Source organism: Arthrobacter sp. 2MCAF15 (genome assembly GCF_052115605.1).
GTDB lineage: Bacteria > Actinomycetota > Actinomycetes > Actinomycetales > Micrococcaceae > Arthrobacter.
Window position 1 is genome coordinate 1 of record NZ_JBFRGZ010000022.1, and the last position, 26,140, is coordinate 26,140.

Annotated in this window: 23 protein-coding genes; 8 read left to right on the forward strand and 15 right to left on the reverse strand. The window is 65.8% G+C overall.

What is annotated here, in order from left to right; translation table 11 throughout:
• Positions 1–569: 569 nt before the first annotated feature.
• On the reverse strand, positions 570–2,018 hold the full coding sequence (locus AB4089_RS19760) for an SLC13 family permease (protein ID WP_441410971.1): 1,449 nt from the start codon (positions 2,016–2,018) through the stop codon (positions 570–572).
• Positions 2,019–2,030: 12 nt separating this feature from the next.
• Positions 2,031–3,152, reverse strand: a complete 1,122-nt coding sequence (locus tag AB4089_RS19765; protein ID WP_441410972.1) for a PrpF domain-containing protein — start codon at positions 3,150–3,152, stop codon at positions 2,031–2,033.
• Positions 3,153–3,393: 241 nt separating this feature from the next.
• Between AB4089_RS19765 and AB4089_RS19770 the strand changes: the two genes are divergently transcribed.
• From AB4089_RS19770 to AB4089_RS19780, 3 genes are all read left to right on the forward strand, one after another.
• Complete coding sequence (locus AB4089_RS19770; RefSeq protein WP_441410973.1) at positions 3,394–4,332, forward strand: LysR substrate-binding domain-containing protein; 939 nt, start codon at positions 3,394–3,396, stop codon at positions 4,330–4,332.
• Positions 4,333–4,492: 160 nt separating this feature from the next.
• Positions 4,493–4,930: a VOC family protein gene (locus AB4089_RS19775; RefSeq protein WP_441410974.1), complete on the forward strand. Its 438-nt coding sequence runs from the start codon at positions 4,493–4,495 to the stop codon at positions 4,928–4,930.
• A 1-nt stretch (position 4,931) separates the two neighbouring features.
• A complete protein-coding gene (locus tag AB4089_RS19780) occupies positions 4,932–5,411 on the forward strand; it encodes a DUF1801 domain-containing protein (RefSeq protein WP_441410975.1) in 480 nt (159 codons plus the stop codon).
• A gap of 90 nt (positions 5,412–5,501) precedes the next feature.
• Here AB4089_RS19780 and AB4089_RS19785 read toward each other — a convergent pair whose 3' ends face one another.
• Positions 5,502–6,947 carry an MFS transporter gene (locus AB4089_RS19785; RefSeq protein WP_441410976.1) on the reverse strand — a complete coding sequence of 482 codons (1,446 nt, stop codon included), beginning with the start codon at positions 6,945–6,947 and terminating at the stop codon, positions 5,502–5,504.
• A gap of 102 nt (positions 6,948–7,049) precedes the next feature.
• On the opposite strand from AB4089_RS19785, the gene AB4089_RS19790 reads away from it, so the two are divergent.
• Positions 7,050–7,931, forward strand: a complete 882-nt coding sequence (locus AB4089_RS19790; protein WP_441410977.1) for a helix-turn-helix transcriptional regulator — start codon at positions 7,050–7,052, stop codon at positions 7,929–7,931.
• A gap of 50 nt (positions 7,932–7,981) precedes the next feature.
• On the opposite strand, the gene AB4089_RS19795 is transcribed toward AB4089_RS19790, so the two are convergent.
• Both AB4089_RS19795 and AB4089_RS19800 read right to left on the reverse strand, forming a co-directional pair.
• On the reverse strand, positions 7,982–8,659 hold the full coding sequence (locus AB4089_RS19795) for a DedA family protein (RefSeq protein ID WP_441410978.1): 678 nt from the start codon (positions 8,657–8,659) through the stop codon (positions 7,982–7,984).
• Positions 8,660–8,800: 141 nt separating this feature from the next.
• Entirely contained in the window at positions 8,801–9,328 is a 528-nt protein-coding gene (locus AB4089_RS19800; protein ID WP_441410979.1) for a DUF427 domain-containing protein, read from the reverse strand.
• Between the two features lie 252 nt (positions 9,329–9,580).
• On the opposite strand from AB4089_RS19800, the gene AB4089_RS19805 reads away from it, so the two are divergent.
• The gene (locus tag AB4089_RS19805; RefSeq protein ID WP_441410980.1) at positions 9,581–11,470 is read left to right on the forward strand and encodes a heavy metal translocating P-type ATPase; all 1,890 of its coding nucleotides are present in this window, start codon (positions 9,581–9,583) and stop codon (positions 11,468–11,470) included.
• A 52-nt stretch (positions 11,471–11,522) separates the two neighbouring features.
• On the opposite strand, the gene AB4089_RS19810 is transcribed toward AB4089_RS19805, so the two are convergent.
• Complete coding sequence (locus AB4089_RS19810; protein ID WP_441410981.1) at positions 11,523–12,395, reverse strand: universal stress protein; 873 nt, start codon at positions 12,393–12,395, stop codon at positions 11,523–11,525.
• A gap of 288 nt (positions 12,396–12,683) precedes the next feature.
• Between AB4089_RS19810 and AB4089_RS19815 the strand changes: the two genes are divergently transcribed.
• Together AB4089_RS19815 and AB4089_RS19820 are read left to right on the forward strand one after the other, a co-directional pair.
• Positions 12,684–13,196, forward strand: a complete 513-nt coding sequence (locus AB4089_RS19815) for a flavodoxin domain-containing protein (RefSeq protein WP_441411043.1) — start codon at positions 12,684–12,686, stop codon at positions 13,194–13,196.
• 105 nt (positions 13,197–13,301) lie between these two features.
• Positions 13,302–14,333 (forward strand): NADPH:quinone reductase, encoded by a 1,032-nt coding sequence (locus AB4089_RS19820; protein WP_441410982.1) that lies wholly within the window; start codon positions 13,302–13,304, stop codon positions 14,331–14,333.
• Positions 14,334–14,401: 68 nt separating this feature from the next.
• On the opposite strand, the gene AB4089_RS19825 is transcribed toward AB4089_RS19820, so the two are convergent.
• From AB4089_RS19825 to uriH, 3 genes are read right to left on the reverse strand one after another with little or no spacing between them, the layout of a single operon-like run.
• Positions 14,402–15,370: a ribokinase gene (locus tag AB4089_RS19825; RefSeq protein ID WP_441410983.1), complete on the reverse strand. Its 969-nt coding sequence runs from the start codon at positions 15,368–15,370 to the stop codon at positions 14,402–14,404.
• A complete protein-coding gene (gene uriT, locus AB4089_RS19830; RefSeq protein ID WP_441410984.1) occupies positions 15,367–16,797 on the reverse strand; it encodes a uridine transporter UriT in 1,431 nt (476 codons plus the stop codon). The genes AB4089_RS19825 and uriT overlap by 4 nt, the downstream gene beginning before the upstream one ends.
• Complete coding sequence (gene uriH, locus AB4089_RS19835; protein WP_441410985.1) at positions 16,798–17,844, reverse strand: uridine-preferring nucleoside hydrolase UriH; 1,047 nt, start codon at positions 17,842–17,844, stop codon at positions 16,798–16,800.
• 233 nt (positions 17,845–18,077) lie between these two features.
• Here uriH and AB4089_RS19840 point away from each other — a divergent pair, with 233 nt between their 5' ends.
• The gene (locus tag AB4089_RS19840) at positions 18,078–19,106 is read left to right on the forward strand and encodes a LacI family DNA-binding transcriptional regulator (RefSeq protein ID WP_441410986.1); all 1,029 of its coding nucleotides are present in this window, start codon (positions 18,078–18,080) and stop codon (positions 19,104–19,106) included.
• Positions 19,107–19,169: 63 nt separating this feature from the next.
• Here AB4089_RS19840 and AB4089_RS19845 read toward each other — a convergent pair whose 3' ends face one another.
• From AB4089_RS19845 to AB4089_RS19870, 6 genes are all read right to left on the reverse strand, one after another.
• Positions 19,170–20,894 carry a CocE/NonD family hydrolase gene (locus tag AB4089_RS19845; RefSeq protein ID WP_441410987.1) on the reverse strand — a complete coding sequence of 575 codons (1,725 nt, stop codon included), beginning with the start codon at positions 20,892–20,894 and terminating at the stop codon, positions 19,170–19,172.
• A complete protein-coding gene (locus AB4089_RS19850) occupies positions 20,887–21,855 on the reverse strand; it encodes an MBL fold metallo-hydrolase (protein WP_441410988.1) in 969 nt (322 codons plus the stop codon). Before AB4089_RS19850 ends, AB4089_RS19845 begins: the two co-directional genes overlap by 8 nt.
• Positions 21,852–22,784 carry an alpha/beta hydrolase gene (locus AB4089_RS19855; RefSeq protein WP_441410989.1) on the reverse strand — a complete coding sequence of 311 codons (933 nt, stop codon included), beginning with the start codon at positions 22,782–22,784 and terminating at the stop codon, positions 21,852–21,854. The genes AB4089_RS19850 and AB4089_RS19855 overlap by 4 nt, the downstream gene beginning before the upstream one ends.
• Before the next feature lie 14 nt (positions 22,785–22,798).
• The gene (locus tag AB4089_RS19860) at positions 22,799–23,908 is read right to left on the reverse strand and encodes an FAD-dependent oxidoreductase (protein WP_441410990.1); all 1,110 of its coding nucleotides are present in this window, start codon (positions 23,906–23,908) and stop codon (positions 22,799–22,801) included.
• A 62-nt stretch (positions 23,909–23,970) separates the two neighbouring features.
• Positions 23,971–24,924, reverse strand: coding sequence for a phosphotriesterase family protein (locus AB4089_RS19865; RefSeq protein ID WP_441410991.1), 954 nt, complete (start codon positions 24,922–24,924; stop codon positions 23,971–23,973).
• 50 nt (positions 24,925–24,974) lie between these two features.
• Complete coding sequence (locus AB4089_RS19870; protein WP_441410992.1) at positions 24,975–25,985, reverse strand: phosphotriesterase; 1,011 nt, start codon at positions 25,983–25,985, stop codon at positions 24,975–24,977.
• Positions 25,986–26,140 lie beyond the last annotated feature (155 nt).

Genomic DNA, 26,140 nt, shown 5'->3' on the forward strand with positions numbered 1-26,140 from the left:
GCAGCGTCGGACGCCACAACGATAGGCTCAGTCAAGGCTCGTGGTCCTGTTCCTGGTTTGAATGCTAGACACACTCATCCCAGCAGGGCCACGGGCCCCTTCTTTATCTACGACACGGAGTCATTTCCCCACGAACCACGAAGAGCCGGTTTCGTCCGGACCGGCAGTGATTGCCGAATCGCCAGACTCCCGGTCATGGCCGGCTCTAGTTGTTGCTGTTTGCGGGGCGACGGCGGAAGTTCATGGGATTTCTCTTTGCTCGAGGGCAGTTCGGGAAGATACCCAGTATCTGGGGACAGTTGTGGGAGGAGGCAGGGTGACGTCGTGGTCGCCCTGCCTCCCTCGCATGCTGCGCAGTTCCCGCGCCCGTCTTTCGGGCTACCTGTTGCGATGGAGTGCGGGAACGGCAGCGCGCGTGCCGGACGTTGAGCCCGGCGGCATGTTGCGTGTCCTCGGATCCTGCCCATCGTGGATGTGCGGTTACCGTGGACGCTTTGGTGGGTTTTGCCGGGACGGGCAACGGCTCGTCAGGTTGCTGACGGGCCGTTTGCCCGAGGCGCGGGACCCGGCTACATGATGCCGGTGGGTACGAGCAGGGCCCAGGCCAGTGCGGGAGCTACGAGGACCACTCCGCCGGCGTAGAACATCAGCTGCTTGTAGACGCGTTGGCGGTCGTTTTCGCGGGCGTTGGCGACAACGAGTGCGCCGTCAGTGGAGAAGGGCGAAACATCCACGACGGTGGCGGCAATGGCCAGTGCCGCGACCGTTCCTGAAGCGCTCAGCGAACTGGATGCCAGCAGGGGACCAGCAAGGGGGATGAATGCGGTCAGCAACGCCGTGGAGGAGGCGAAGGCCGAGCCCACACCGATTACGTAGCACAGGACCAGCGCGATCAGCATGGGTGCGCCCAGGGCGAGGGCCCGCTCTGCAAGGGTATCGATGACACCGACGTGCTGGAGCAGGGAAACGTAGGTGATCATGCCGGCCACCAGCAGGACGGTGGACCAGGAGATACCGCCGATGAAGGTCCGGTGTTCTTTGATGTTGATCAGCGCCAGGATAAGGCCGGCGGAGAGCGCTACAAAGCCGATCGGCATGTGGAAGCCCAGTGTGCAGACAAGCATCGCAAGGATCAACAGGAGGGTGATGATTTGCTGGCCGTGGGGACGGCTGGTGCGGGGCCCGTCAACGTCGACATGCTGGGCGCCTTCGCCGTCCCGCAGCTTGCCCAGAAGGGCGAACAGTACGACGGTCAGTGCCGTCAGGATGAGGTTCAGGGCGAAGCTGGCGGCAAAGAGTGCGCCCTGGGAGATAGGAAAGCCATTCTTCAGTGCGATGTCGTGTACCAGAACGCCGGCAACCGACAGCGGGGAGAACCCTCCGGCGTGCGCTCCGTTGATGATGAACGCACCCATGAGTACGGGATGGATGCGCGATTCGTAGGCGAAGCCGATGGCAGCGGGTGCGAGAAGTGCGACGGCGGCGGGGGAGAAGGTGCCCAACGAAGTCAATGCGGCAGCCAAGAGGAAGAATACCCAGGGGAGCAGCAGTGTCTTACCCCTGACGAGGCGCACACAAGTCTGCACGATGATGTCGATGGTCCCGTTCTTCTGAGCCATGCTGAAGAAGTAGGTGACCCCGATGATCGTCAAAACGATACTGGCGGGGAATTCCGCGAGTATCTCCTTGTCGCTCATTCCGAGCATGAAATATCCGACGCCGAACGATGCCACCAGGCCCATCACCCCGATGTTCAGCGGCCATTTCGTGGCGACGACGAACATCACGACAAGTATGACCAGGGGGATGATCTGTGTAGCGGYCATGGGCGGCTCCGATTCCGAGGTGGCCGCCGGGTTGAAAATGGTACCCCCGAACACGAGGGAGACCAGACCCAGGATCGCGATCGCGGCTACCGATATCAGAAGGATACGGCGCCGGCGATTGGGACCCTTGGAACGGTCTTCCCGGATTTCGCCCTCTGCCTTGGGAGCGGGTTGGTAAATAGTCTTATTCATGATCTTGGCTCCTCATTGAGTTGCTGATGCTAGTGAATCTTCGACAGCAGCGCTGCCGAGAGCTTCCGGAACGTGGATGATGGTGGTGGCGATAGTGCGGGCCGTTCGGTCGACGCCGACCAGCAAGGACCCGTCGCGCTCCTCGCTCCAGGTTTCGATCACTCCCGCGGGAGTGCGTAGTCTCAGGGTGGGCCGCGGAGTGTCGACGCTGATGCTGTTGAGTACGGTGCCCGGGGTCCGTGCGGCGAGGGTCAGCGCGATGCTGCCGGTGATGGCCAATGCAGGGTGGGGCTTTCCCATCGAGAGCATCAAGACATTGACGTCGCAGTCCGGGTCCGACTGGGTGGGCGAGGCGACAATGGCCAGCTTGGGGATGGCGCGGGCAGCTTCTGCGGCCGATAACGCCAGACCCATCCGGACGGCCGCCTGCCGGCGGATGTGTTCCAACGTTTCCAGTTGCAGTTCCACTCCGGCGACCCAGCTGTCGTACCGGGCTGTGTCCAGGCCCAGCTCCTCGGCACGGACAATTACTACTGGTGCTCCGGCGTCGACCATCGATACAGTCCAGCGTGTTCCGCCGGCCATTATCGTGTCAGTCGCTTCGCCGGTGGGCAGCAAATTTCCAGTGGTCTTGCCGGCTGGGTCCTGGAAGCCGAGACCGACCCGGTAGCCGGGGAACGCAACCCCGGGCATCTGAGCATCCGGGACGATGGGCAGGGCGCCGGCGGGAGTGGCGACCCGCTGGATGATGATCTGCCCGGTGTTGGTGTTGCGGGTGACGATGCGGGTGATATCCCCGCTGGGGATCACCCAGCCCTTTTCGATGGCGTAGAGGCCGACAACTGCGGAGCAGTTGCCGCAGTTGCTGCCCCAGTCCACAGCTGCCTCTTCGATGCCGACCTGAGCGAAGGTGAATTCGACGTCGACGTCCTCGTTGGCGGGTCGGCGAAGGATCATGGCCTTGCTGGTTGTCGAGGTTGCTCCGCCGACACCGTCAATTTGCCGGGGGTCCGGACTTCCGAAGAGCCGGGGAAGCAGCTCATCCAGGCTCGTCCTGGTTTCGTCCAGGTGCTCGGTTTCGAAGACCCAGCACTTGCTGGTGCCTCCGCGCATCCATTCTGCTTCCAACTTCATCGTGATCCCTACATCTCCTAGTGCCGCTCATACGTTCAGGCGCCTGAAAACAGAATGAGCTAGATCACAAATGAAGACAATGTTCAATTAATGTAGGGGGATGTAGTGATGCTCAATTCATTGGTATTGCGGGCCAATTAATCCATTCTCTGGCCTTCTGCTGGCGAGATTTCGTTCCCTCAATCACACTGAAGTGCCCGGGATTGCATAGAATGAACCAAACAGACAGAAGGGTTAACCATTGCTTAACGATGCGAGTCAAGATTTATTCGACATCCGCCGGTTGGCCCTGCTGGTGGAGGTTGTCGAGCAGGGATCGATCACCGCGGCGGCGGATTTGATGATGTACACCCCGTCAGCGGTGTCCCAGCAGTTGCGGAAGCTTGAACAAGAGGTCGGGCAGCCCTTGCTCAACCGCCGATCCCGTGGGGTTGCGCCCACAGAGGCGGGCCAGGTGTTGGCCGGGCACGCCCGCAAGATCATTGGACAGATGCGGGCAGCCCAGTCCGACCTGGACCAGATCGCCGGCCTCAGGCGCGGTTCCTTGACCGTAGGCACGTTCCCCACCCTCGCCGGATCATTTTTGCCCCTTGTTATCCGCGCCTTCAAGAAGCGCTATCCGGCAATTGGACTCTCGGTGCGCAGCGCGCGTTTCAACGAACTTGTCTCGGACCTCGAGTCTGGAGTCACCGGACTGTGCCTGCTCTGGGACTATCCCTGGAATCGGTTCCACGACGATTCCATCCGGGTAACGGAAGTCTTCCAGGAGAGCACCGTGATCCTGGTGGCGCGCGGGCACCGACTCGCCGACCGGGATGAAGTGAGGATGGAGGAGCTACGCAAGGAGTCGTGGATAGTTCGCGCGGAGGCCCACCCGGTGGTCGAGGTCCTCCAACGCTCCGCCCACGACGCCGGGTTCGAGCCGACCATTGGCTTCCTGGCCAACGACTACCAGGAGGCCCAGGCCATGGTCAGCGTCGGCATGGGCGTGGCCATGGTGCCCAAAACCGCAGTAGCCCTCCAACACCCGGACGTAAGGGTACTCAGTCTCGGTGCTGCCGCGCCCATGCGGCGGGTTTTGCTGGCCCAGCGCCAGGACAAGGTCTACGCCCCGGCAGAGGTCGCTTTCCAATCCACCCTCTTGGAAATCGCCCGCGAACACATCGGGGACTACCTCTAGGCCGAGGACGGGAAGAAGATCCTGAACTGGGCGCCGCCGTCTGGACCGCGAGCCGGGCCCTGCTTCTTCTCCTCTTGCCCGCAGAACCCTCCCCGAACGTGGTCAGTCCAGTCCCAGCCCGCCACTGGAGCTAATCGGTCCGCCTTGGTAGCGTCGACGCATGGCCATCAAACTTGAGAATGTCGGTATCGCCGTTCGTGACCTCGAAGCAGCAATCGCCTTTTTCACCGATCTCGGGCTCACCGTCGTCGGCCGTGACACGGTCAGCGGCGAGTGGACCGACACCGCCGTCGGGCTTGATGGCAACCACGCCAACATTGCGATGCTCCAGACCCCAGACGGTCATGGTCGACTTGAACTCTTCGAATACATCCACCCCAAAGCGATCGAGTCCAACCCGACCCGCCCGAACGACATCGGCATGCACCGCGTGGCCTTCTCGGTCGACGACATCGACAAAGCCCTTGAGATAGCCGCGAAGCACGGATGCCGTCCGCTGCGCGGTGTGGCGACCTACGGCGACGTCTACAAACTCACCTACCTTCGCGGACCCAGTGGAATCCTCGTGATGCTCGCCGAGGAACTGAAGAAGGACTGACATGGGGATCGGGGAAGCCGAAAAGCCGGCTACGGGCGCAGCGGCACCTGTCGATGCCGCCACTGCTCTGCCGGAAGCCATGACAGGCAGGGCCAGCCCCGCGAAAGCGGCGGTCGGCGACAAGCCGGTCTTCGCATATATCGCGAGCCTGCCTCAGCCGCAGCGCGGCATCGCCGAAACGATCGATGCGCTGGCGGCAAAGACGCTGCCCGACCTCCGGCGCTCGGTGAAGTGGGGCATGTCGTACTACGGCGTCGGCGACGGGTGGTGCTTCAGCTGCGGCGGTTTTGCCGGCCATGTCAAGCTCATGTTTATCAATGGCGCGGCGCTCGAGCCTGTACCGCCGGTGACACCGGTGGGGATGGGCAAGTCGACGCGGGGTGTTGAGCTCGAGTCCTTGGACGACATCGACGAACGCCAGATCGCGGCGTGGATGAAGCAAGTCGCGTCCGTGCCGGGCGTTGGGGGCAAGAGGCGTTGAACCCGGGGCAAGCGGTCGCGTGAAGCGCATGCCCGGGGGGAGTCACTGCTGATCAGGGTGTCGATGGGCCCCCCTTTCGGGGTGGGTGGTTTAGCGGGTGGTCTCGGCCAGGGCCACGGGCCGCGCCGCGGGCAACGTCCGAGCGCGGCGGGCAGCCAGGTCTGCGGGCAGGATCAGGGCCGCAGCGACTGCCGCGGCCAGGAGCAGGAGGGCGCTGCCTGTTGTGAGGGCGACGCTGACCTGCGCGGCCAGGTGCGCTGTTTCCGGCCCGGACGGGACGGTGGCTGCGGCCGCGACCGCAATGCCTAGGCCCAGGCAGGTGCCCACCTGGTGAAAGGTGTTCACCAGCCCGGATGCCGCGCCGGCGTCGGCGGCGGGCGCGCCGACGATGCCGAACGAGGTCAGTGGCGCAAAGGCGAGGCCTTGACCGGCACCGATGAGGATCATCGGCAGGGCCACCCCTGTCAGGTATGCGGAGTCGACGCCGGCTCGGCTGAGCCAGAACATCCCGGCGAGGGTGAGAAGGATTCCGGCCAAGAGGACAACCGAACCCGGCATTCGGCCTAGGAGCCGCGGGATGCTCATCGCTACGACGAAGTTGACCGCCGTCATTGGGAGGAATCCGATGCCGGCCTGCAGCGGGTCGAAGCCGAGCACTTCCTGCAGGAACTGGGTGGTGAAGAAAAAGAACGCGATCATTGCGCCCAGGTAGAGAAAGCGCGCCACGTAGGCGCCGGTGCGGCGGCGGCTCCGGAACAGGCGCAGCGGCATGATGGGCTGGGTGGCCCTGCGTTCTATCAGAACGAACACGATCAGGAACACGACGCCGGCGCTGACGGCTGCGAGCGTGACCGGCGACTCCCAGCCCGCAACAGCGGTGTTAATAATGCCGAACACCAGGGCGCCGACACCAAGGGTCGCGCTGAGCGCGCCGAATACGTCGAAGCGGCCAATAGTGCGTCCGGTCTCGGGGATGAACTTCGGAGCGAGGATGATCATGGCGGCGCCGATGGGTACGTTGACGAAGAACCCGGCCCGCCAGGAGATCCAGTGGGCCAGCGCCCCGCCGATGACCAGCCCCAGGCTGGCACCGATCCCTGCGGTGGCACCGTACAAGGCGACAGCCCGGGTGCGCTCGCGGCCCTCCGGGAAGCTTGCCGTGAGCAGGGACAGCGATGCGGGCGCGACGATCGCAGCCCCAATACCCTGGACGGCGCGGCCGGCAATCGCCCACCAGCCCGCCGGCGCCAGTCCGATCAGCAGCGACGCGATCGAGAACACCACCAGCCCGAACACGAATACCCGTCGGCGTCCGAGCAGGTCTCCTGCCCTGGCGCCGAGGAGCAGCAGGCCGCCGAAGACCAGCGTGTACGCATCCTGAACCCAGGAGAGCTCACCGGTGCTCAGGTGCAGGTCTTCCTGCAGGCTCGGCAGTGCGGTGAAGATGACCGAGTTGTCCAGCAGGATCATGAAGTAGCTGACGAGGATGACCGCCAGGATCGCCGCCGGGTGGGGAGCGATAGGTTCAGGTTTCATGCTTTCAATGCAACCTTGATTCCTTAGGAGCCGGGAGTCACGGCCTTTCCGGGTAACGCCAGTGCCTCCCTCGTCCCATGGACCGCGCGTAGCGTGGATGCCATGACACACAGCGACGACGTGCGGAGATTCCTGACCTCCCGCCGTGCCCGGATCACGCCCGAGGAAGCCGGCCTGCCCGTTTATGGCGGCAACCGGCGCGTTACCGGGCTGCGCCGCGAGGAAGTCGCCATGCTCGCCGGGATGAGTATCGATTACTACATACGCCTTGAGCGGGGGAACCTTTCTGGCGCGTCGGACAGCGTTCTAGAAGCCCTCGGGCGTGCCCTGAAGCTCGACGACGCCGAAACGGCCCACCTTTTTGACCTGGCCCGCGCCGCCACCGCCTCCCCCCGGGTGCGGCGCAAGCGCAGTCCGCAGACGGTGCGGCCAAGCGTGCAACGGGTCATCGATGCGATCACGACGGCGCCGGCTTGGGTCCGCAACGACCGAGGGGATGTCCTCGCCGCCAACGAACTGGGCCGGGCCCTTTATCTGGACATGATGGCCGAGGGCCCCCCTCCGCCGAACAGCGCACGCTTCACCTTCCTGAACCCGAAAGCGCGGGAGTTCTTCGCCGACTGGGAACGCAGCGCGGACGACATCGTCGCCGTCCTGCGCTCCACGGCCGGGAAAAACCCGTACGACAAGGACCTCACGGACCTGATCGGCGAACTCTCCACCCGCAGCGAGGAGTTCCGCACCCGGTGGGCCCGGCACGACGTGAAATACCACCGCGCCGGCCGCAAACGGCTCCACCACCCGATCGTTGGCGACCTGGACTTGAGCTATGAAGCGATGGAACTCCCCGCAGACCCGGGACTGCGCATCAACGTGTACACAGCAGATCCCGGCACACCCTCCGAGGACGCACTGAAAGTCCTCGCCAGCTGGGCGGCGACGCAGCGGGAAACTACCAATGCCACGGTCAGGGAGAAAAACTGAGCCACCGTCCCGCCAATGTCCTGCTCCCGGGCGGGACGGTTACCCCGGCTTCATTCGGCCACGCCGTCCCCTGACCCTTGCGCAGGCTTGATCTTCCGGCGTCTGCGACGGCGCCAGACGATCACCAGGCCAAGCACGACGATGGGGACCAGCACCCAGCCACCGATGTCGAGCGCGTCACCGATGGCATGCGCCAGCGCCCCGGCCAGGTAGGCGAGAACGCTGAGGCTCGCGACCCACGCAATGGATCCTGTGATGGTCCACAGCAGGAACTTGGGCCACGGCATCTTGGCGGCCCCCGCGGCTATGGCGCCCCAGAGCCGGACGACAATGACCCACCGGCCGAAGAACAAGGCTTTGCCACCGTGCCGCTCGAAGAACGACTCCAGTTGGACGATGCGGTTCTCGTCGGCGTGGAAGCGCCGTGCCAGGCGCATCATCAACGGACGACCTCCCACCCGCCCAAGCGCGTAGCCCACCGTGCTCCCGAGCATGGCGCCCAGGCTGCCGACCGCGATAACGGCGGCAAGGTTCAGGTCTCCGTGGCGCGCCGAGGCGTATGCCCCAAGCAGTACGGCCACGGCGGGAAGCGGTACACCGGCGCACTGGGCCAGGACAATCACGAAGACGCCGAAGTAATACCCCCAGTCATCCGCAATCGCTGCCTCCGCGGCGACGGAGCCTGCCCAGCCGAGCGCCAGGACGCGGAGGGCACCTAATCCGGTCATCGCTCACACCTCACTCCGCTGCTCCGCCGTGTTCACCATGACGGTCCCCGGGCTGCCCGCGTTTGATTTGTGGTTGTGACTCCGCCGCGATGGCACCGGGATGGCCCTTGTCTACCTTGTGGCCCCGGCTGCGTCAAGAGCTCACCACCCGGCCGTGCCCGGGCCACCCTTGAACGGACCAACGATCTGCGCGGTGATCCATCCGCCATAGAAGTCACCTTCCTGGAAAGTCACCTGCTCGCCGTTGACCTCGCAGGAGTCCATCAGACCCGGGTAGAGGGCCACTCGGGTACTGAGCGCCTCGAAGCCACGGGTGGGTTCCGGGTAAGTCCACCCGGCACGGCGAACGACGACTCCGCCGGCAACGACGTCGAAGTAGTGCGCTTCTCCCTTGAATTCGCAAAAACTGGTGCCCTCGGTAGGGACGAGCACACCGGCAGGGAATGAATCCAAGGGCAAGTAGTAGGCAGGGGGATGACTCGTCTCCAGGACGCGCACGGCATCGGTGGTGTCGGCGATCACCTGCCCGCCAAGCCGCACGACGACCCGATCGGATCGCGGCTCGACCCTTGGCGGCCGCGGGTAGTCCCACACCGATTCTTGGCCGGCCTTGGGTTTGATGGGCTGGGGGCGCCGGAAGAAGCCGGAGAAACCGTGCTCAGGAGTCATGTCACCATGCTCCCATCTTCCGGGTGGCAGCCACTGACGATCGACAGCGTGCGGGAATCTGACATTCAAGGCCTCGTGGTGCGCAGCGGTTGGGAGCATACTGGATCCCAGCACGTCGCATATGGCGCTGGAAGTGTGAGATGGGATTAGTGGCGTGAACAAGCCCGACGCCGCCATATCGGTCCTGACGCGGACGGCCGCCAGCCGTGCTGGCTGCCGCTGCCAGGCTGCAGCGGGAGGGGGCGGTCGCTGATGGGCTTCGTCCGCCGGTATCCGCTGGTCGCTGCCACAGTACTTTGCTGTTTGGTGGTGGCCGGGCTGCTCCTGAGCGGGAAAGCGGTGGCAGCGCAGTGGACTGCCAGCATCTACGCGCTGTTCGTCACGGTCCGGCTGGCCGCGGACATGATCCGGGCAGCCGTCCACGGACGCCTGGGGGTAGACCTGCTTGCGGTGGCTGCCGTGGCCAGCACCGTGGCCGTGGGCGAATACATCGCGTCCCTGATCGTAGTGCTCATGCTCTCCGGGGGCCGTGCGCTGGAGGACTTTGCGCAGGGACGCGCCCAGCGGGAGTTGAGCGCCCTACTCGAGCGTGCACCGCAGATCGCCCACCGGGAAAGGGCTGGCCGGCCTGCCGAGGACGTCAGCGTGGGGGAGCTCCGTCCCGGCGATGTGCTTCTGCTCAGGCCTGCAGAGGTGGTCCCGGTCGACGGGGTGCTGGCCTCTGAGTCCGGCTCTTTCGACGAATCGGCGCTAACCGGAGAGAGCCTTCCGGTAGAAAGAGCGGCCGGAGACCAGGTCATGAGCGGTTCGGTCAACGGAGGATCTGCGGTACGGATGCGGGCATCTGCGACGGTGACGGATTCCCAATACAGCAGGATCGTTGCCCTCGTGCAGGAAGCTGCGGCCAGTAGAGCCCCTGTCGTCCGGATGGCGGACCGATATGCTGTTCCCTTCACGGTCTTCGCGTTTGTCCTTTCCGGCGTTGCCTGGCTGGCAAGCGGCGATCCGGTCCGGTTTGCCGAGGTGTTGGTGGTGGCCACTCCCTGCCCGCTGCTCATTGCTGCGCCGGTGGCGTTTGTGGCCGGCATGAGCAGGGCCTCCCGGAACGGCATCATTGTCAAGAACGGTGGCACGCTGGAAAAGCTGAGCAGAATCCGCGTCGCGGCCTTCGACAAGACCGGCACACTGACCGGCGGGCGTCCGGTGCTGTTGGAGATTCGCATCGCCGATGGGGGTGCGGGCCTCGGCGCCGATGAGCTACTTCAACGGGCGGCCTCGGCGGAGCAATATTCTTCCCATGTGCTTGCTGCTTCGGTGATGGAAGCGGCGGTCCGCCGGAAGCTGCCATTGCTGGCCGCCAGAAACGCCACTGAACATGCCACCTACGGGGTGTGGGCGGACTTCGGCAGCTGCACCGTCGTCGTCGGCAAGCGCAATTTTGTCGCGGAAAACACCGCTCGGGTGGAGAAGGCACAACTGGCGAGCGGGCAGATGGCCGTATATGTGGGCGTCGACGGTATCTTCGCCGGAGCGCTGATCATGAGTGATGCCGTCCGCCCGAACGCCGCCCAGACGCTGGAGCAGCTGCGCAGGCTGGGAATCCGCGAATCCCTCATGCTGACCGGCGACGCGCAGGAGACGGCGGAACACATCGCCGCCGAAGTGGGCATTACCCGCATCCACGCAGAGTGCCTGCCAGCAGAGAAGGTGCAAGCGGTCAAGGCCCTGACATCCCGGCCGGTCATGATGGTCGGCGACGGCATCAATGATGCGCCCGTGCTGGCAGCGGCAGATGTGGGTGTGGCGATGGGAGCCAAGGGCTCCACCGCCGCCAGCGAGTCCGCCGATGTGGTGATCATGCTCGATGATCTGTCCAGGGTGGCCCGGGCCGTGGAGATCGGACAGCGAAGCGTGAAGGTGGCCTTGGAGAGCATCTGGGTTGGCATCATCCTGAGTACCGGGCTCATGATTGTTGCCGCGTCCGGCTTTATCCCAGCCGTAGCCGGCGCCCTGTTCCAGGAGCTGGTGGATCTGGCCACGATCCTCAACGCGCTGAGGGCGCTGGGACCGGCCCGGGGGAGGGAGCCTGTCAGGCAGGCGGCACCGGGACCGGCGATGCCGGTAACCAAAGTTCTTCCCTGACCGCCGTTCCCGGGCTGAGCGGCGACCCTAACCGCTTGTCGGTTGGTGGCCGTCACGCCTTGTCATGCTGGACCTTGTGCAGGCGGGTAACGATGGTGGGGCAGGGGACGTTCAGCAGGACGGCGTGGGCAGTGGACCCCAGTACAAGCCGGGAAAATGCTCCGCGCCCGCGGCTGCCGATGACCAGCAGCCGGGCCTCCCGGGCGGCTTCGACCAGGGCCTTGGCAGGTTCGGTGTCGGTTACGAGCCGCTGATGGATGGCCAGGTCCGGGTACTTGTCCCGCAGGCCTGCCACCGATTCGGCGAGGACCACCTTGTCCTCCTCAACGATGGTCTCGGCCATCCCGCTGGTCGGCAGCCGGGTCTCGACCCACCTGGCCGGGCTGCGGAGGGCAAGGACCACCGTCAATTCGTCGCCGGCGCGGTCGGCCTCGGCCGCGGCGACGGACACGGCCTGGAGGGATTCCTCGGATCCGTCCACGCCGACCACGACTCCGTGGCGGCCCGTGTCCGGCGTTGGCGGGATGACGGCGACCGGACTGTCCGAGGCGGAAACAACCTGCAATGCGCGGTCGGTCAGCGGCCCGCCGTCCAGCCAGTGCCGGTCGTGCGCCCCGACGACCAGCATGGCGGCTTCCATCGACGCTTCCCGGAGGGCCGCACCCGCGCTGCCATGCCGTAGCTGAACCTCGATATCGACGTCGGGGGCCTGCGCGCGGGCGCTGTCCTGCGCCTTCTGCAGCTGTTCCATGGCCGCTGCCCGGACGACGTCGTGGTATTGGAAGTCCGGGGTCATCCACCGGTCGTCCACGGCGTAAACGGCGATGACGGGCAGCTTATGCTGCGACGCGCGCTGGAGCGCCCACGTCAGGGCGGTTTCGCTTCGCGTGGACCCGTTGATACCGACGACAATTGGATTGGTCATTCGAATCCCGATCTTCCCCTGCTTGAGAGCTGCATCATCTGAGCGTCGTTTGTGCGCCGGCAGTTTCGGCACGGCACGCCGACGATTCAGTGTGTGCCCAAGGCACAATCGCTGTCAGGGCCTAAAGCCCCAACGTGAACGACTACGGGTTTCGCCGGTACACGGCTGTCCCTTCCCGAGCCTTGTGCCGGGACTTATGGCAGATTCCGGCCGCCGGAGAGTCCATGAGACTGGGAAAGGAGGGTAGGAGGCCTGACCATGACTGTTCTTGTTGCTTACGCAAGTGCGATGGGAAGCACCCGGGAGATAGCTGAGCACGTAGCCTCCCGGATGGCTGTTGCACTGGGCGAGGTCGAGTGCCGCTCCGTGGAGGAGGTCGAGTCGGTCTCCGGCTACCAGGCCGTCGTGGCCGGAAGCGCCATCCACAATCAGGCGTGGTTGCCCCAGGCTTTGCTGTTCTTCACCCGCCTTGCGCCCGACCTGGCCACACGACCTGTCTGGGCGTTCAGTGTGGGGATGTCCGCCGCCTTGCCGAAGCCGTTTCGCGAGCGCGGTCGGGCACTGCAACAGAAGCACCTGGAACTTGCCCAGTTTCAGGAAGTTGCTCTTCGCGGCCACAAAGTCTTCTCCGGCGTGTACAGGGCAGGCCAGATGCCGGCTCCGCTCCGGGTCCTGTTCCGTCTCACCGGCGGCCACTTCGGAGACTTGCGGGACTGGGCGGCTCTGGACGCGTGGACGGATGAAATTACAGCCCAACTCGCCAAACCTGGGGTGAAGCGCTCCCCTGAAAACTTGGTCTGAGGTGGTGTGCAAGAAACGGGGGGATAGTACGTGCCAGATGACCCTGTGGTTTCTGGTCCGGCCCCCGGCGGGAATTTTCGGTCGGAGCCGGCGTTAGGTCACTGTATGAAAGCAATCGTGTACCGTGCCACCGGCGATCCCTTTGTTCTCGAACTCGTGGACCGCGGGATCCGCGAGCCGGGACCCGGGGAGGTGCGCGTACGGATCATGGTCTCCGCGGTGAACCCCACCGACTGGAAATCGCGCCGCGGCGCCAAACCCGGCGAGCCCTTGCCCTTCGAGGAGGTCGTGCCGAACCAGGACGGCGCCGGAGTGCTCGACGCCGTCGGACCCGGCGTCGAGCATCTCCGCGTCGGTGACAGGGTCTGGCTGGCCCTGGCCGCTTACCAGCGCGCTGACGGCGGGACAGCGCAGGAATTCACCGTCCTGCCGGCCGAGCGGGTCTTTCCGCTGCCGGAGAACGCCGGGTTCGACCTCGGCGCAAGCCTGGGCGTACCCGCGATCACCGCCCACCGGGCCCTGACCATCGCCGAGGACGGCCCGCGGCGACTGCACCCGGGAGCCTTGGACGGCAAAATAGTCCTCGTCGCTGGTGGGGCCGGCGCCGTGGGCCATGCGGCGATCCAGCTCGCCAAGTGGGCCGGCGCGGTTGTGATCACGACCGTGAGCGGACCGGCCAAGGCCGCCCTGGTCACGGCCGCCGGCGCCGATCACGTCATTAATTACCGGGAAACCCACGCGGCCGCGGAGATCCGCCGGATCGCTCCCAACGGCGTCGACCAGATCGTGGAGCTGGCGCCCGCGCAGAACGCGGAACTCGACCTGGCGGTGGTCCGCAACCGCGGCTCCATCGCCGTCTACGCCAACAACGGCGGCGACCAGATGACCCTGGACGTGCGCCGGCATTTCAGCCTCAACGTCCGCTACCAGTTCGTGCTGCTCTACACCGTTGGCATGGCAGCCGTGCACGCCGCCGCCGAGGACATCAATGCGGCCATCGCCGACGGCGCACTCCCGGTGGGAGAGGCCGCCGGCCTGCCGCTGCATCGCTTTGTCCTGGCAGACACGGCTGCGGCCCACGCGGCGGTGGAAGAGAGCATCGTCGGCAAGGTGCTGATCGATGTGCCAGCGCGCTAGGCGACACCTCGTCGGGAGCCTCGCGGCGATCACGCCGTGCAGCCGCTGGCCTGAGCGTTCCTGAGGGCCTAGCTGCTGCGCAGGAGGTTTACGTCGGCAGCGTCCGGGTAGGCGGCCTGGGTGCCCTTCTTCGTGGCGGCCAAGGCCGCGGCCACCGAGGCAAATGCCGCGGCCTCCGTCAGGGATTCCCCGTCGGCCAGCCGCGCAGCCACGGCGCCCGTGAACGCGTCGCCGGCCCCGGTGGTGTCCACCGCTACGACTTTGGTGGGTGGAATGAGGGTGACTCGCTGTGCGTCGGCGGCTTGGGAGTCCAACACCACGGAACCGTGGGCCCCCAGCGTCACCAACACCCGGTGCAAGCCGCGGTCAGCGAACTGCTGGCGCACCGGCTCCCATTCGCCGGCGTCCATGCCGGCACCCGGTACGGAAACCTTCCCCAGGAACAGGGAAGCCTCATGCGCGTTGACCAGCAGCACATCGCTCAACCGGGCCAGGGCCTGTGGGATCTCGGCGTAGGGCGAGAGGTTTAGCAGGACCGTCGCGCCGGCATCGTGGGCTGCTTGGGCGGCGGCCGCAACCGTGTCGAGGCCAACTTCAAGGCAGAGGCAGACCACCGCGGCGCCGTCGAAAAGGTCGGCGGCTGCCTCGACGTCGGCCGGGGTCAGGGTGCCGTTGGCGCCGGCGGAGATGATGATGCTGTTCTCGCCGAGGGCATCGACCGAGATAACGGCGACGCCGGTGGCGGCGGCGGCGGCACGGCGGACGTGCGAGACGTCCACCCCGGCGCGGGCCGTCGACTCGAGCAGCAGTGCACCGTTGGGGTCCTCGCCCACGGCGCCCACCAGACTGACGCGGCCGCCCAGCTTGCTGGCAGCCACCGCCTGGTTGGCGCCCTTGCCGCCCGGATTGACGGCGAAGCCGTTGCCGTGGATCGTCTCGCCCGGCTGGGGGAGCCGGTCGCAGTAGATGGTGAGGTCGGCGTTGAGCGAACCAACGACGACGATCCTCGATTCCGGTGCGCTGGCTTCGGTGCTCATTCGGTTACCTCGGCGTCGGCGGGCTTCGGGATCAGGAGGGACGCGGCGAAGGCTGCGGCGGTGATGGCGAGGCCCGCGATAACGACGGTCAGGTACGACGCTTTGGCATCACCCATGGACGACGTGGCGACGAGGACCGCCGGGAGCACCAGGAAGCTCAGCCCGGCGCCGAGGTTGAAGGCACCGGCGTTCATGCCAGGCAGGAAGCCGGGGTTGCCCTCCGGCGAGAGAACCACACCAAGGCCGTTCAGCATGATGTTGACCGTACCGGCGTACATGATCCCCAGCAAGGCCGTGCCGATCATCATCATCGGCAGGCTGTGCAGGCCGAGAAATGCGATGATCGCCAAGGCCGCGAGGCTGCCCAACAGGCCGATGCGCAGGACCTTTGTGTAGCCCAGGACAGGGGCCAGCCGGCCGCTGATCGGACCGAAGATCCAGCCCAGCAGGGCGTACGGCGTGAGGATGAGAAGGGACATTTCGGTGGGGCCGACGCCGAAGCCCGGGTCGGCTGCCTGGACGTACGCCGGGACGATGCCGTTGATGACGGCGAAAATGCCGGTCATGGTGAGCGTGGTGGTGAGCAGCGGGGCCCAGGTGGAGCGCTGGCGAAGGTGCACGGTTTCCACCATGGGCGCCTTGGCACGTTTCTCAACCGTCCAGAAAGCGAAGAACGCGGCGGCCGCCACCACGACCAGGCCGGCGGCCAGCATCAACGTGCCGGCAGAGAAGTCCGCGGCAAGCTTGGAGCCTTCGTTCAGTGCGGTCAGGAGTGCTCCCACCGCGATCACGATGAAGAAGACGCCCAGCCAGTCCATGGTGGTGCCTGCAGCCGGCTTGCTCTCGCCGGCCAGGACGGCAACCAGGACTGCGGCTGCCACAGCGAGGGCGACCATGAGCCAGAAGATGCTGCGGAAACCGAAGTGCTCGGCAAAGTAGCCGCCAACGAACGAATCGACGCCGGCCACGCCGCCATTGACCGCCGTGATGAGGCCCATGAGTGCGCCGTATTTGCGCGGGTTGCTGACCGCAGAGCGGAGCATGATGAGGCACAGGGGGACGGTCGGGCCGCTGACGCCCTGGATGATGCGGCCCACGAAGAGCCATGTGACGTCCGGCGCGAGGCCGGCGATGACCGAGCCTACGGCCATCATCAGCATCATGCCGAGAAGGATCTTCTTGCGCCCCACGATGTCGCTGAGGCGCGGCAGGAAGAGCGAGAACAAGGCTGCGGCGGTGAAGAACCAGGTTTGGGACAGCCCGATGACGGCCTGGTCCGTTTGAAGTTCGTTGCCCATGGTGACCAAGGCCGGGCTGAGCATGGATGCGTTGAGCTGGAAAGCCACGCAGGCGGCCAGCAGTGCGACCACGAGCGCGGTGACGTTGCCGCGGGTGGTCCTGGTGTTGTCGGAGATTAACGTGGTCATTTACTTGGCCTCTCCGGCAACGGCGCCTGCGGTAGCGGCCCCGGCCATGGCGGGGGTTGCCGCTGCCGTGGCGGCGGGAGCGCCGCCCTCTCCGATCCGGACGATCGCATCTGTGACGAGATCCCAGAACTTCTCATGGTCCAGGTCCATGGCGACGGACGTGTGGCAGTCGTCCGGGGCGGGCGCGCGGAAGTCGGCCACGGTCATGCCGAGCGTCAGCCTGCCCTGCAGTTCGATGTCCACCGGGACCTTGCGCGTGGTCATCACCGTGGGGTCGATGACGTAGGCAACCGCGCACGGATCGTGGACCGGCGGGTAGTCGAAGCCCTGCGCGTCCTTGTAGGTCTTGGTGAAGAACTCCATCAGTTCCATGACGAACTTTGCCGGCTTGGTGCCAATGGCCGCGATCCGGTCCACAACCTCCGCAGTGGCCAAGGCCTGGTGCGTGAGGTCGAGGCCCACCATCACCACCGGCCACTTTTCGTTGAACACGATGTGTGCGGCTTCGGGGTCGATGATGATGTTGAATTCAGCAACGGCACTCCAGTTGCCCACGTGGTAGCCGCCGCCCATGAGGACGACTTCCTTGACCCGTTCCACGATGCGGGGTTCCTTGCGGGCTGCCATGGCGATGTTGGTCAGGCCGGCGGTGGGGACCAGGGTGACCGTACCCGGCTCATGCGCCATGACGGTTTCGATGATCAGGTCGACGGCGTGGCGCGGGTCCAGCTCGATGGCGGACTCGGGCTGGTCGGGACCGTCCATGCCGGTCTCGCCGTGAATGCTGGGGGCTGTTTCGATAGTGCGGACCAGCGGGCGGTCGCAGCCCGCGGCGAACGGTACGCCCGTGATGCCCGCAATCGTGCCCACCGAGAGTGCGTTGCGGGTGACCTTTTCGAGGGTCTGGTTGCCTACAACCGTCGTGACGGCGAGCAGTTCGATATTGGGGTTGCCGTGAGCCAGCAGCAATGCCACTGCGTCATCATGTCCGGGGTCGCAGTCAAGAATGATCTTCCTGGGCGCCGGTGTCAGGGGCTGTGTTTCCATTGTTGTCTCCACGTCATTGGGGCCTGCGGTGCAGGGCAACCGCGCCCGCCGGCATGCTGCACAGTTTCTGCGCCGGCCGCTGGGGATTGGGTGCCTTGCCCGAACAGGGCACTAAGCATTCACAGGAATTCTGGCATCGCTCACCGCAGTACGTCAAACGCTTAACGTCATTGCGTCAAGCGCTTGATGCCTTGAGATGCCTGAAACTCCAAAATGTTGGCTACGATCGATGCATGGTCACCCTCGATCGGCGCAACGCCYGCGCGCCCCGCGTTACGGCTGCGATGGTGGCCGAGCGCGCCGGTGTTTCCACGGCCACGGTTTCCCTGGTAGCCAACGGGAAAACCAGGGGGCGGGTGTCCGAGGACAACATTTCGCGCGTGCGTGAGGCCATCGCAGAACTGGGCTACGTGGTGGACGGCATCGGAAGCTCGCTGGCCAAGGGTGTGAGTTCCATCGTCATCCTCGTGGCCCCCGACATCTCCAACCCGTTTTTCGCCAAAGTGATCGCCGGAGTGCGGGAGTCCCTTGGCGCCGAGTACCAACTGCTGCTGTCCGTCACCGACGCCGGCGAGTTCCCGCAGGCCGAGGACGTCCGGAAGCTCATGGCGCTCCGGCCGGCCGGCCTCCTGGTGGATGCCCCCAACGCCGGCTTCCTCGAAGAACTGTCCGCCGCCGGCCCCCTGGTACTGCTGGATGCCCCCGGGCTGGAGGCCTACGCCCCCTCGGTAAACCTGGACGTCGCGCGCGGCGCACGTGAGCTGGCAGCGCACCTCGCCGATTCGGGGCACACCCAAGCTGCCTACATCGACAGCGTGACCGGGACCGCCACCTTCGAGGTGCGGCGCACCGCGTTCCTCGCGGAGGCCAGGGCGCGCGGGATCTCGGTGGCGCCCGACTGCATCATCAGCACCACGATCGACGTCGGGTCGGCCGCCGCGGCGTTCGCCCGGGCCTGGCCGCAGTGGCAGCGCACCGGAGTCACCGCCGTCGTATGCGGAACGGACACGCACGCCTACGGCGTCCTGCAGGAAGCCCGCGTGGCGGGAGTCCGCATTCCACGGGAACTTGCCGTGGCCGGCTTCGACGACTTGCCTTATTCGGCAACCAGCAACCCCGGCCTGACGAGCGTGCACCTGCCGGCCATGCCGCTGGGACGCAAAGCAGGTCAGCAGCTCCGCTGGCTCATGGAAGGATCTGAGCTGGAGGAGCCGAATGTAACGCTTGGCAGCTCGCTGGTGGTGCGCGGTTCAACGGGCTGACCGAAGGGCGCGGGAAGGAACACTCATGACCGGCCGATACGTCGGCCGGTCATGAGTGCCTGGCTACCCAGCCGTGCGCGTGGTGAATGGCAGGACCAGCCGGGACTGGTGGGCGGCGTCGCGGTAGATCTTGTGGGTGACAGGCCGGCCCACGGGCAGGTGGAAGGCATCCGGCGGCAGCAGGGCGTTGTGCTCGTCGGCCAGCGGCTCGCCGTTCGAGAGTTCCACCGTCAGGACGTGACCTGGCTTGAACGTGTTCGCGAACGGGTAGAGGCGCAGCACGTACTCCTGGATGGTCCCCGGCTCCACCGGCACGGAGCGGGTGTGCGGGTGGTGCGGGCTGCCTTCGGTGGTCCGCTCGTCGAGCTCGCGGTGGGAGGCCTTGAGGTAGCCGCTGGTGATGAGCTGGCGTTTGCCGTTGGGGGAGTAGTCCCACAGGCGCAGGATGAAGTTGGTATCCGGCTGGTCGATCTCGGCGAAGATGTGGGCGGCGCCGGTGCCGATCAGCTCCGTGGCCTCCTCGAAGGCCGGCGTGGACCAGCTGATGATCTCCACCTTGTCCGTCACCGTCAGCGGCGCCTGGTAGAAGCCGTCCGGGGCGGCATACTCGACGCCCATCAGCTCGGGCTCGGTGGACAGCTTGTGCCGCGGGCGAAGAAACAGGGACTTGTATTCAATGTCCTTCGGCGGCCACGCCTCCGCGGTGGCCACCTCCCGTGAGCCCTCCACGAAGACGCTGACGGCGGGTTCGTCCATGACGCCGTTGTCGATGCCCTTGATCCAGTAGTCGTACCACCGGAACATCTTGTCGTGTTCCTCGATGAAGGGCCGCGACTGCATCGGCGGGTACGGCCCGATGTCCAGCTTCTTGGGGCCGTTCAGCGCGTTGTACAGTTCGATCGTGCCGTCCATGGTCCAGCCGCGGCCCTGGTCGATCTGGAGGTAGACCGGGATGTCGATGTTCGGGGCCAGAGTGATGGGGTTGCGTTCCTCATACCAATCCCCGTCGAGCTCGTTCATCACGATGTCGAACCAGGCTTCGTGGTTCTTCGGGTAGTTCAGGACGTGGACCAGGTTGGGCCAGGCGGCGACGTCCGGATCCTGCAGCCGCTCCTGGACGAGCCTTTTCAGCTCCCCGGGGGCGTGCTTCTCGATCATGCGTGATTTGACGTTGTCGGTGAATGCCCAGCCCGAGTCGCCGCCGCGGCCCTCGCGGGCGGCGCGCGGCATGAACCACATGATGCCGCCGTGGTAGGTGGTCTCGTAGAAATCGTAATGTCCGCCCGAGACAAAGATCGCCTTCAGGCTCGGCGGCCGCTCGGCCGCTGCCAGCACCTGCATGGAGCCGAAGTAGGAGATGCCCACCATGCCGACGTTGCCGTCGCACCAGGGCTGCTCGGCAACCCACTCGATGAAGTCGTACGCGTCCTGGCCCAGGGAAACGCCGCCGGCGTTGTAGTTGCCGATGTGCTCGCCGCCGGAGTGGCCGGAGCCGCGCAGGTCGCCAATGACGTGGACATAGTCCTCCTTGACGATGCGCGCGATGTCTCCGGCCTCGATGCAGCCGTCCCACATCGGGCTGGGGCGCCGCTGCGGCGGGGTGGTGAGCGCCAGCGCCTGCAGTTCCTTGCCGTAGGGGCTCAAGGCCACCAGCGCCGGGCGCGGCTTGTCCTCGACGCCCTGATAGGCGTCCGCGGCGAGCTCGACGCCGTCCCGCATGGGGACCCGCAGGTCCTTGCGGATGGCAATCTTCTCCCCACCCGCGTCGATCCTTTGATACTCATTCATGATTGCGAAGCTCCTCTGCTAAGAGATCTGGGTTGAACTGCGTGCGGTAGCCGTGCAGCGTGGTGAAGAACGGAGAGGGCTCCAGCGTGGGGTCACCCGTGTAGCCAAGCTCCTCGGCAACCGGGGCGAACGGGGAGTAGACCGAGTCGGTCTCCTGCGGGCCCTCGCGCAGGTGGCGCCGCGCGGCGTCGTCGATCCTGGCTTCCAGGTCAAGGCTGCCCTGCAGGGCCCGCCGGGCCGCTTCACGGTCCAGCTCGACGCCGTACGGCACGCCGTCCGCATTCCTGTAGGGGTGGCCCAGGTAGAGATGCTGCGGGCGGATCTCGTCGCGAAGGTAGGTCAGGCTGGCGCGGTAGGCGGCAGGATCCTCGTAGCCCGGGAAGCCGTTGGCGGCTCCGTGGATCTGCACGGCATCGCCGACGAAGACCGACTGCTGGCCGTCCACGACGTACGCCACCGACCCCGCCGTGTGGCCCGGGATGTGGTGGACGGACACCGTGACGTCCCCGCCCAGGGAGAGGGTCTCGCCGCCCTTCACCAGCAGGGTCGGCTCCATCTCGCCGGAGATGACTTGGTTCGCTGCCTTGGTTTGCTCCGCCACTGCGTCGGAATTGTCGAGGTACTGCTGACGCACGCCTACGTACTGGTCAACATGCGCGCGCCGGGACCGCAGCAGGGGAGCGTCGGCCTCATGGATCACGACTTTGGCGCGGCGGCCCGTGAGTTCCCAGAGGGCGTGCGCGCCGCCGAGGTGGTCGATGTGGCCGTGGGTCAGCAGAATCCAGCGCACGTCCTCGATGCGCCGTCCCAGCTTCTCGAGCGCGGGGATCATGCCGTCGGCGGGCGACGACGCGATCCCGGTGTCCACAATGGCGGGTTCCGGAGCATCGATGAAGAAGCTGTAGAGGCCAAAACGACCCCAGGGCGACACCAGCGGATGAACAGCAACCGGCTCCGTCATTGGACGGCCCGAGCGTTCAGGAATTCACCGGTCTCCTGGAATGCGCGGTGGAACTCCGGGATCCAGGAGAAGTGCTGGACGAATCCGTGGCCGGCGCCGGGGTAGCGGCTGACTGTCGCGTCCACGCCGGCTTCCCGCAGGCGCCGGCCGTAGAGTTCGCCCTCGTCGCGCAGGGGATCGTACTCGGCCGTGATGACCAGCGCCGGCGGCAGGCCGGTCAGGTCCTCGCGCTTGATGGGGGAGACGAGGGGGTCCGCCGGATCCGCCCCGCTCTCGAGGTAGAAGGAGTTGAACGGCGCCAGGCCAGCCGTCTCCAGCCCGTAGCCTTCAGCGTTCTCCCGCAGCGAGGGGTAACGGGCGACGTCGAAGTCCAGGTCAAGGGACGGGTAGAACAGGATCTGGTGCGAGATGGCGTCGAACCCGTCATCGTGGGCCTTGGCGGAGACGGCGGCCACGAAGGTGCCGCCCGAGCTGTCGCCGGCGATGGCGAGGTTCTTCCCGTCCCAGGCCAGGCCGCTACCCTGCGCGGCGGCCCAGCGGACCACGCCGTAGCAGTCATCCAGGCCGGCCGGGAAAACGGATTCGGGGGCCAGCCGGTAGCCGACCGAGATGACCTTGTAGCCGGTCTCCTGGGCCAGGGACCGTGCCACGCGGTCGTGGGTGTCCAGGCTGCCCAGGAAGAACGCGCCGCCGTGGAAGTACACCAGTAGACCGAAGGCGTCAGCCGCCACCGGTGTGTAGATCCTTACGGGCACTTCGCCCGCGGGCGTCACTGCCGTGGCGTCCTCGACAGAGTACAACGGCAGGCGGTCCTCGGGTGCGGGAACCTGGGCTGCCTCCCCGGCGCGCATGGCCCCAGGGTTCAGCGGACCAGGAGGCGGCGGGGGCAGGGTGCCGAGGATCTCGGCGATCTGCGGGTGAATTGGCATTGTGTGGTCCTTCCTTACTGGTTGGCCGGGAATGCTGAGTCCACCGCGTCGGCGTGCCAGCCGAGGCGCGACACCCGCTGCAGCTCATCCGTCAGCGGCTTGCGGGTGGCCTCGTAGATGGTCAGTGCGTCCTTCACGGAGGTGCCCTGCACCAGCGCGTCGGCGAAACCGCCGGCGTCCAGGATTGCCGAGTTGGCGCCCTGGCCCTGGTGGTGGAGCATCGCGTGGGCGGCATCGCCGAGCAGCGCGACGGAGTCGGTGTGCCACGAGTCGAGGGAGTCGATGTCGAATACCGAACGGCTGGTCACCTGGCTCAGGTCCAGCTCCCGGGCGACCCGGACGATCCGCTCGTCGAAGCCGTTCAGGATCTTCTCGAGGTACTCAGTGGAGATCTCCGGTGCCCACGAGTCGTCATCGGACGGGGCCGTGATGTCGTACGAGAGCTGCCCGCGGTGACGCAGCGGCAGGTTGTAGGCGATCGTGCCGTTCTCGCCCATGTAGAAGCGCGGGTTGTCGTCCGTCACAAGCCCGTGGGCGTCATCGATCGAAATGACCGCGCGGTAGGCGTGCTCGCCGGAGAACACCGGCTCCTTCTGCGAGAAGAGCTGATTGCGCACCGTTGAGCGGATGCCGTCGGCGCCGATGACGAGGTCTGCGGTGACGATCTCGCCGTTCTCGAAAGTCAGCGTCGCGTGGTCGCCGTTGTCCTCGATGGTCTCCAGCTTGTAACCGAGGTGCACCATGCCCTCCGGCAGGACGCCGAGCAGGGCGTCGATGAAATCCCCGCGGTGGATCATGCGGTTGTGGTTGACCTGCTCGTAGGCGCGCAGGAAGGGCCATTCCTCGTTGGCGAGGACGTGCTGACCGTCCGCACTGAGGATTTCGAGGTGGTCGCTGGGCGAGCTCACGGCGGCGATCGCATCGAAGATGCCCCACTTGCGGAACAACTCGACCGACGGCGGGCGCAGCCCGATGCCGGCGCCAACCTGGGCGAGGGCGGAAGCCTGCTCGTAAACGTGGACATTCTCCGCACCGATGTTCTGCAGGGCCTTGGCCACCGAGGCCCCGCCGTAGCCGCCGCCGATGATGGCGATCTTGAGGTTCTTGATGTCTGAAGTCTTCATTGGTTGTTTCTCTTTCTTGACCCAGGGCGGACCCGGGAAAACTTGGGTAGAGCGGTTGGGGATCAGGCCTGCAGTGACAGGAAGTCGGCCGGATTGTCCTCGAGAAGGAGTTTGAGGGTGGCCTCGTCGATGCCGGCCGCCTGCATGTCCGGGATCATGTCTTCGAAGATGTAGTTGATGGTGTGGCCCTTAACGCCGGGCCAGCCCAGCGGGCTGCAGTTCGCGTCGGCCGAGACGAGGAGCTTGTCGGCATAGCCCTTGTTCACGAGGTTGACGAAGTGCTCCATGCGTTCGGCGCGCTTGCGGCCCCAGAACGGCGGATCCGGCAGTTCGAGGTCATAGCCAAAGGTGTCGAACCCGATGCGGCCACCCTGGTCGTAAATCCAATCGTGCGGGGTGATCGGAGCGTTCAGGCCGTCGTCGGCGTGGCCGAAGAGCACGCGGTCCAGCGGGAGTCCTTCCTCGTTGAAGATGTTCACTGCCGGCTGGGGGTCGATGGCCAGGTGGGTCAGGATCGGCGCGCCGGTGACGACGGCGGCGCGCGCCGCGGCCCGGTAGATGCGCTTGTCAAGGTCCGTCATGCGTCCACCGCGGCTCACGCCGACCTTGATGACGCCGGCCTTCGCGCCCGTGTTGCCGATGCCGACGGTGATCTCGTGAATGAACACCTTCGTGAGGTAGTCCACCGTGGCGCGGGAGAAGTGCGGCAGGGCGGTGTCGCCGCCGACGAAGCCGGTGCAGGCCACGATGTGCACGCCCGTCTTCCGGGACAGGGACTTGTAGTAGTCCACGTCGCGGCCGTTGCAGATGCCGGTGGCGTCGACGAAGGTTCCGCCGCCGTATTCACGGAATTTCCGCAGCTTCGGCACGGTCTCCTCATAAGCCTGCTCCGGGGTTTTCCACCATTTGGTGTCCAGCTCGGACCCGGGCATGCCGTAGCCGATGTGTTCGTGGACCGCCACGATTTCCAGTTCTTCGGCGGGGATGGTTCCCAGCACTGTGTTGACCTTGGTCATTTCGTTCACCTCAGGGGTTCGGAAGTTGTTGTGTGAGGGCGGACGCGTGCTTAGCGCACTGTCAGCAGGTTGCGCGGGTTGTCCACGAGGATGCGCCGGGTGTCTTCTTCGCTCAGGCCGTGGGCCTTGAGGAAAGGCACGAAGGTAGTCAGGACGTGGCTGTAGGGCAGGGCGTACTCCGGCAGGCCCTTTGCCACGCCGATCGAGTTGCCCGACAGGATGATCTTGTCGGCGTGGCCAGCCTTGACGAGCTCGAGCACCAGGTCGGCGCGATCGCGGTCGGTGAGGTAGTCGGCGTGGTCGTTCAGGCCCACGTGGTCGATGCCGACGAAGGCTCCGCGGCCGGCCACCTCGACGGCGGAGCCGGCGGCGTCTTTGCGGTCCAGGTCGCCGACGAGCACCCGGTCGGCCCCGATCTGTTCGTCCAGGACGACGTCGAGGTCGTGCAGGACGTCCGCGCCGAAGCGGATGGAGACCGGGACGCCGGTGTTCTTGGCTGCCCGGGCGGAGCCGCGGAACAGGCTTTCCTCGGTCGGGGTCATGCCGGCGCGGTCGGCGGTGGTGGCGACGATGCCGGCTGCGGCGCGGCGCTCAACCCGGGGGACCACCATCCCCTCAGTGACCTCCCTGCCGAAGAGATCGCTGAATTTTTCGGCCGGCCAGGGGGTGGGCGGGTTGGTCTGCGGCGTCAGGAAGTATCCGCCGAGCTCCTCCTCCGGGCCCAGGCCCGTGGAGGCGACGATGTGGACACCGGTGGAGCGGGACAGTGCCTCGTACAGTTTCAGGTCGCGGCCATGGAACATGCCGGTGCTGTCGACGATCGTCTGGCCGCCGTGCTCGCGGAAGTCCGTGAGTTTCGCAGCCAGCGCCTCGAAGATCTCAGCCCGGTCCATGGAGATGTCCGGGGCGTACTGGGCACCGGGGAGCACCGAGAGCAGGGCTTCATGGACCGCGACGACGCCCAGCTCAGAAGCGGGGACGGGACCCAGGACCGTGTTGACGGTTTGCCCCGCCGGGGAATGGAACGCGTCACCGGTAGCGACGGGTGTGGTGTGACTCACTTGGCTTCTCCCTTGAAGATCGGGTGCTTATGCAGGGCGCCTCGGAGCTTTGTGCCGTCGCTCCGGTGCAGAGTAGCCAGCGTCACATATTTCTTTACACTGTGTCAAGCAAATAGTCAGAACGTACATTTAGCATCCAGCTGGAACGCCTCGAT

Excerpts from the sequence above, each read along its gene's own strand:
- AB4089_RS19765 (WP_441410972.1), bottom strand. The coding sequence starts at position 3,152 with ATGAAGTTGGAAGCAGAATGGATGCGCGGAGGCACCAGCAAGTGCTGG.
- AB4089_RS19775 (WP_441410974.1), top strand. The coding sequence starts at position 4,493 with ATGGCCATCAAACTTGAGAATGTCGGTATCGCCGTTCGTGACCTCGAA.
- AB4089_RS19780 (WP_441410975.1), top strand. The coding sequence starts at position 4,932 with ATGGGGATCGGGGAAGCCGAAAAGCCGGCTACGGGCGCAGCGGCACCT.
- AB4089_RS19785 (WP_441410976.1), bottom strand. The coding sequence starts at position 6,947 with ATGAAACCTGAACCTATCGCTCCCCACCCGGCGGCGATCCTGGCGGTC.
- AB4089_RS19790 (WP_441410977.1), top strand. The coding sequence starts at position 7,050 with ATGACACACAGCGACGACGTGCGGAGATTCCTGACCTCCCGCCGTGCC.
- AB4089_RS19795 (WP_441410978.1), bottom strand. The coding sequence starts at position 8,659 with ATGACCGGATTAGGTGCCCTCCGCGTCCTGGCGCTCGGCTGGGCAGGC.
- AB4089_RS19800 (WP_441410979.1), bottom strand. The coding sequence starts at position 9,328 with ATGACTCCTGAGCACGGTTTCTCCGGCTTCTTCCGGCGCCCCCAGCCC.
- AB4089_RS19805 (WP_441410980.1), top strand. The coding sequence starts at position 9,581 with ATGGGCTTCGTCCGCCGGTATCCGCTGGTCGCTGCCACAGTACTTTGC.
- AB4089_RS19810 (WP_441410981.1), bottom strand. The coding sequence starts at position 12,395 with ATGACCAATCCAATTGTCGTCGGTATCAACGGGTCCACGCGAAGCGAA.
- AB4089_RS19815 (WP_441411043.1), top strand. The coding sequence starts at position 12,684 with ATGGGAAGCACCCGGGAGATAGCTGAGCACGTAGCCTCCCGGATGGCT.
- AB4089_RS19820 (WP_441410982.1), top strand. The coding sequence starts at position 13,302 with ATGAAAGCAATCGTGTACCGTGCCACCGGCGATCCCTTTGTTCTCGAA.
- AB4089_RS19825 (WP_441410983.1), bottom strand. The coding sequence starts at position 15,370 with ATGAGCACCGAAGCCAGCGCACCGGAATCGAGGATCGTCGTCGTTGGT.
- uriT (WP_441410984.1), bottom strand. The coding sequence starts at position 16,797 with ATGACCACGTTAATCTCCGACAACACCAGGACCACCCGCGGCAACGTC.
- uriH (WP_441410985.1), bottom strand. The coding sequence starts at position 17,844 with ATGGAAACACAGCCCCTGACACCGGCGCCCAGGAAGATCATTCTTGAC.
- AB4089_RS19845 (WP_441410987.1), bottom strand. The coding sequence starts at position 20,894 with ATGAATGAGTATCAAAGGATCGACGCGGGTGGGGAGAAGATTGCCATC.
- AB4089_RS19850 (WP_441410988.1), bottom strand. The coding sequence starts at position 21,855 with ATGACGGAGCCGGTTGCTGTTCATCCGCTGGTGTCGCCCTGGGGTCGT.
- AB4089_RS19855 (WP_441410989.1), bottom strand. The coding sequence starts at position 22,784 with ATGCCAATTCACCCGCAGATCGCCGAGATCCTCGGCACCCTGCCCCCG.
- AB4089_RS19860 (WP_441410990.1), bottom strand. The coding sequence starts at position 23,908 with ATGAAGACTTCAGACATCAAGAACCTCAAGATCGCCATCATCGGCGGC.
- AB4089_RS19865 (WP_441410991.1), bottom strand. The coding sequence starts at position 24,924 with ATGACCAAGGTCAACACAGTGCTGGGAACCATCCCCGCCGAAGAACTG.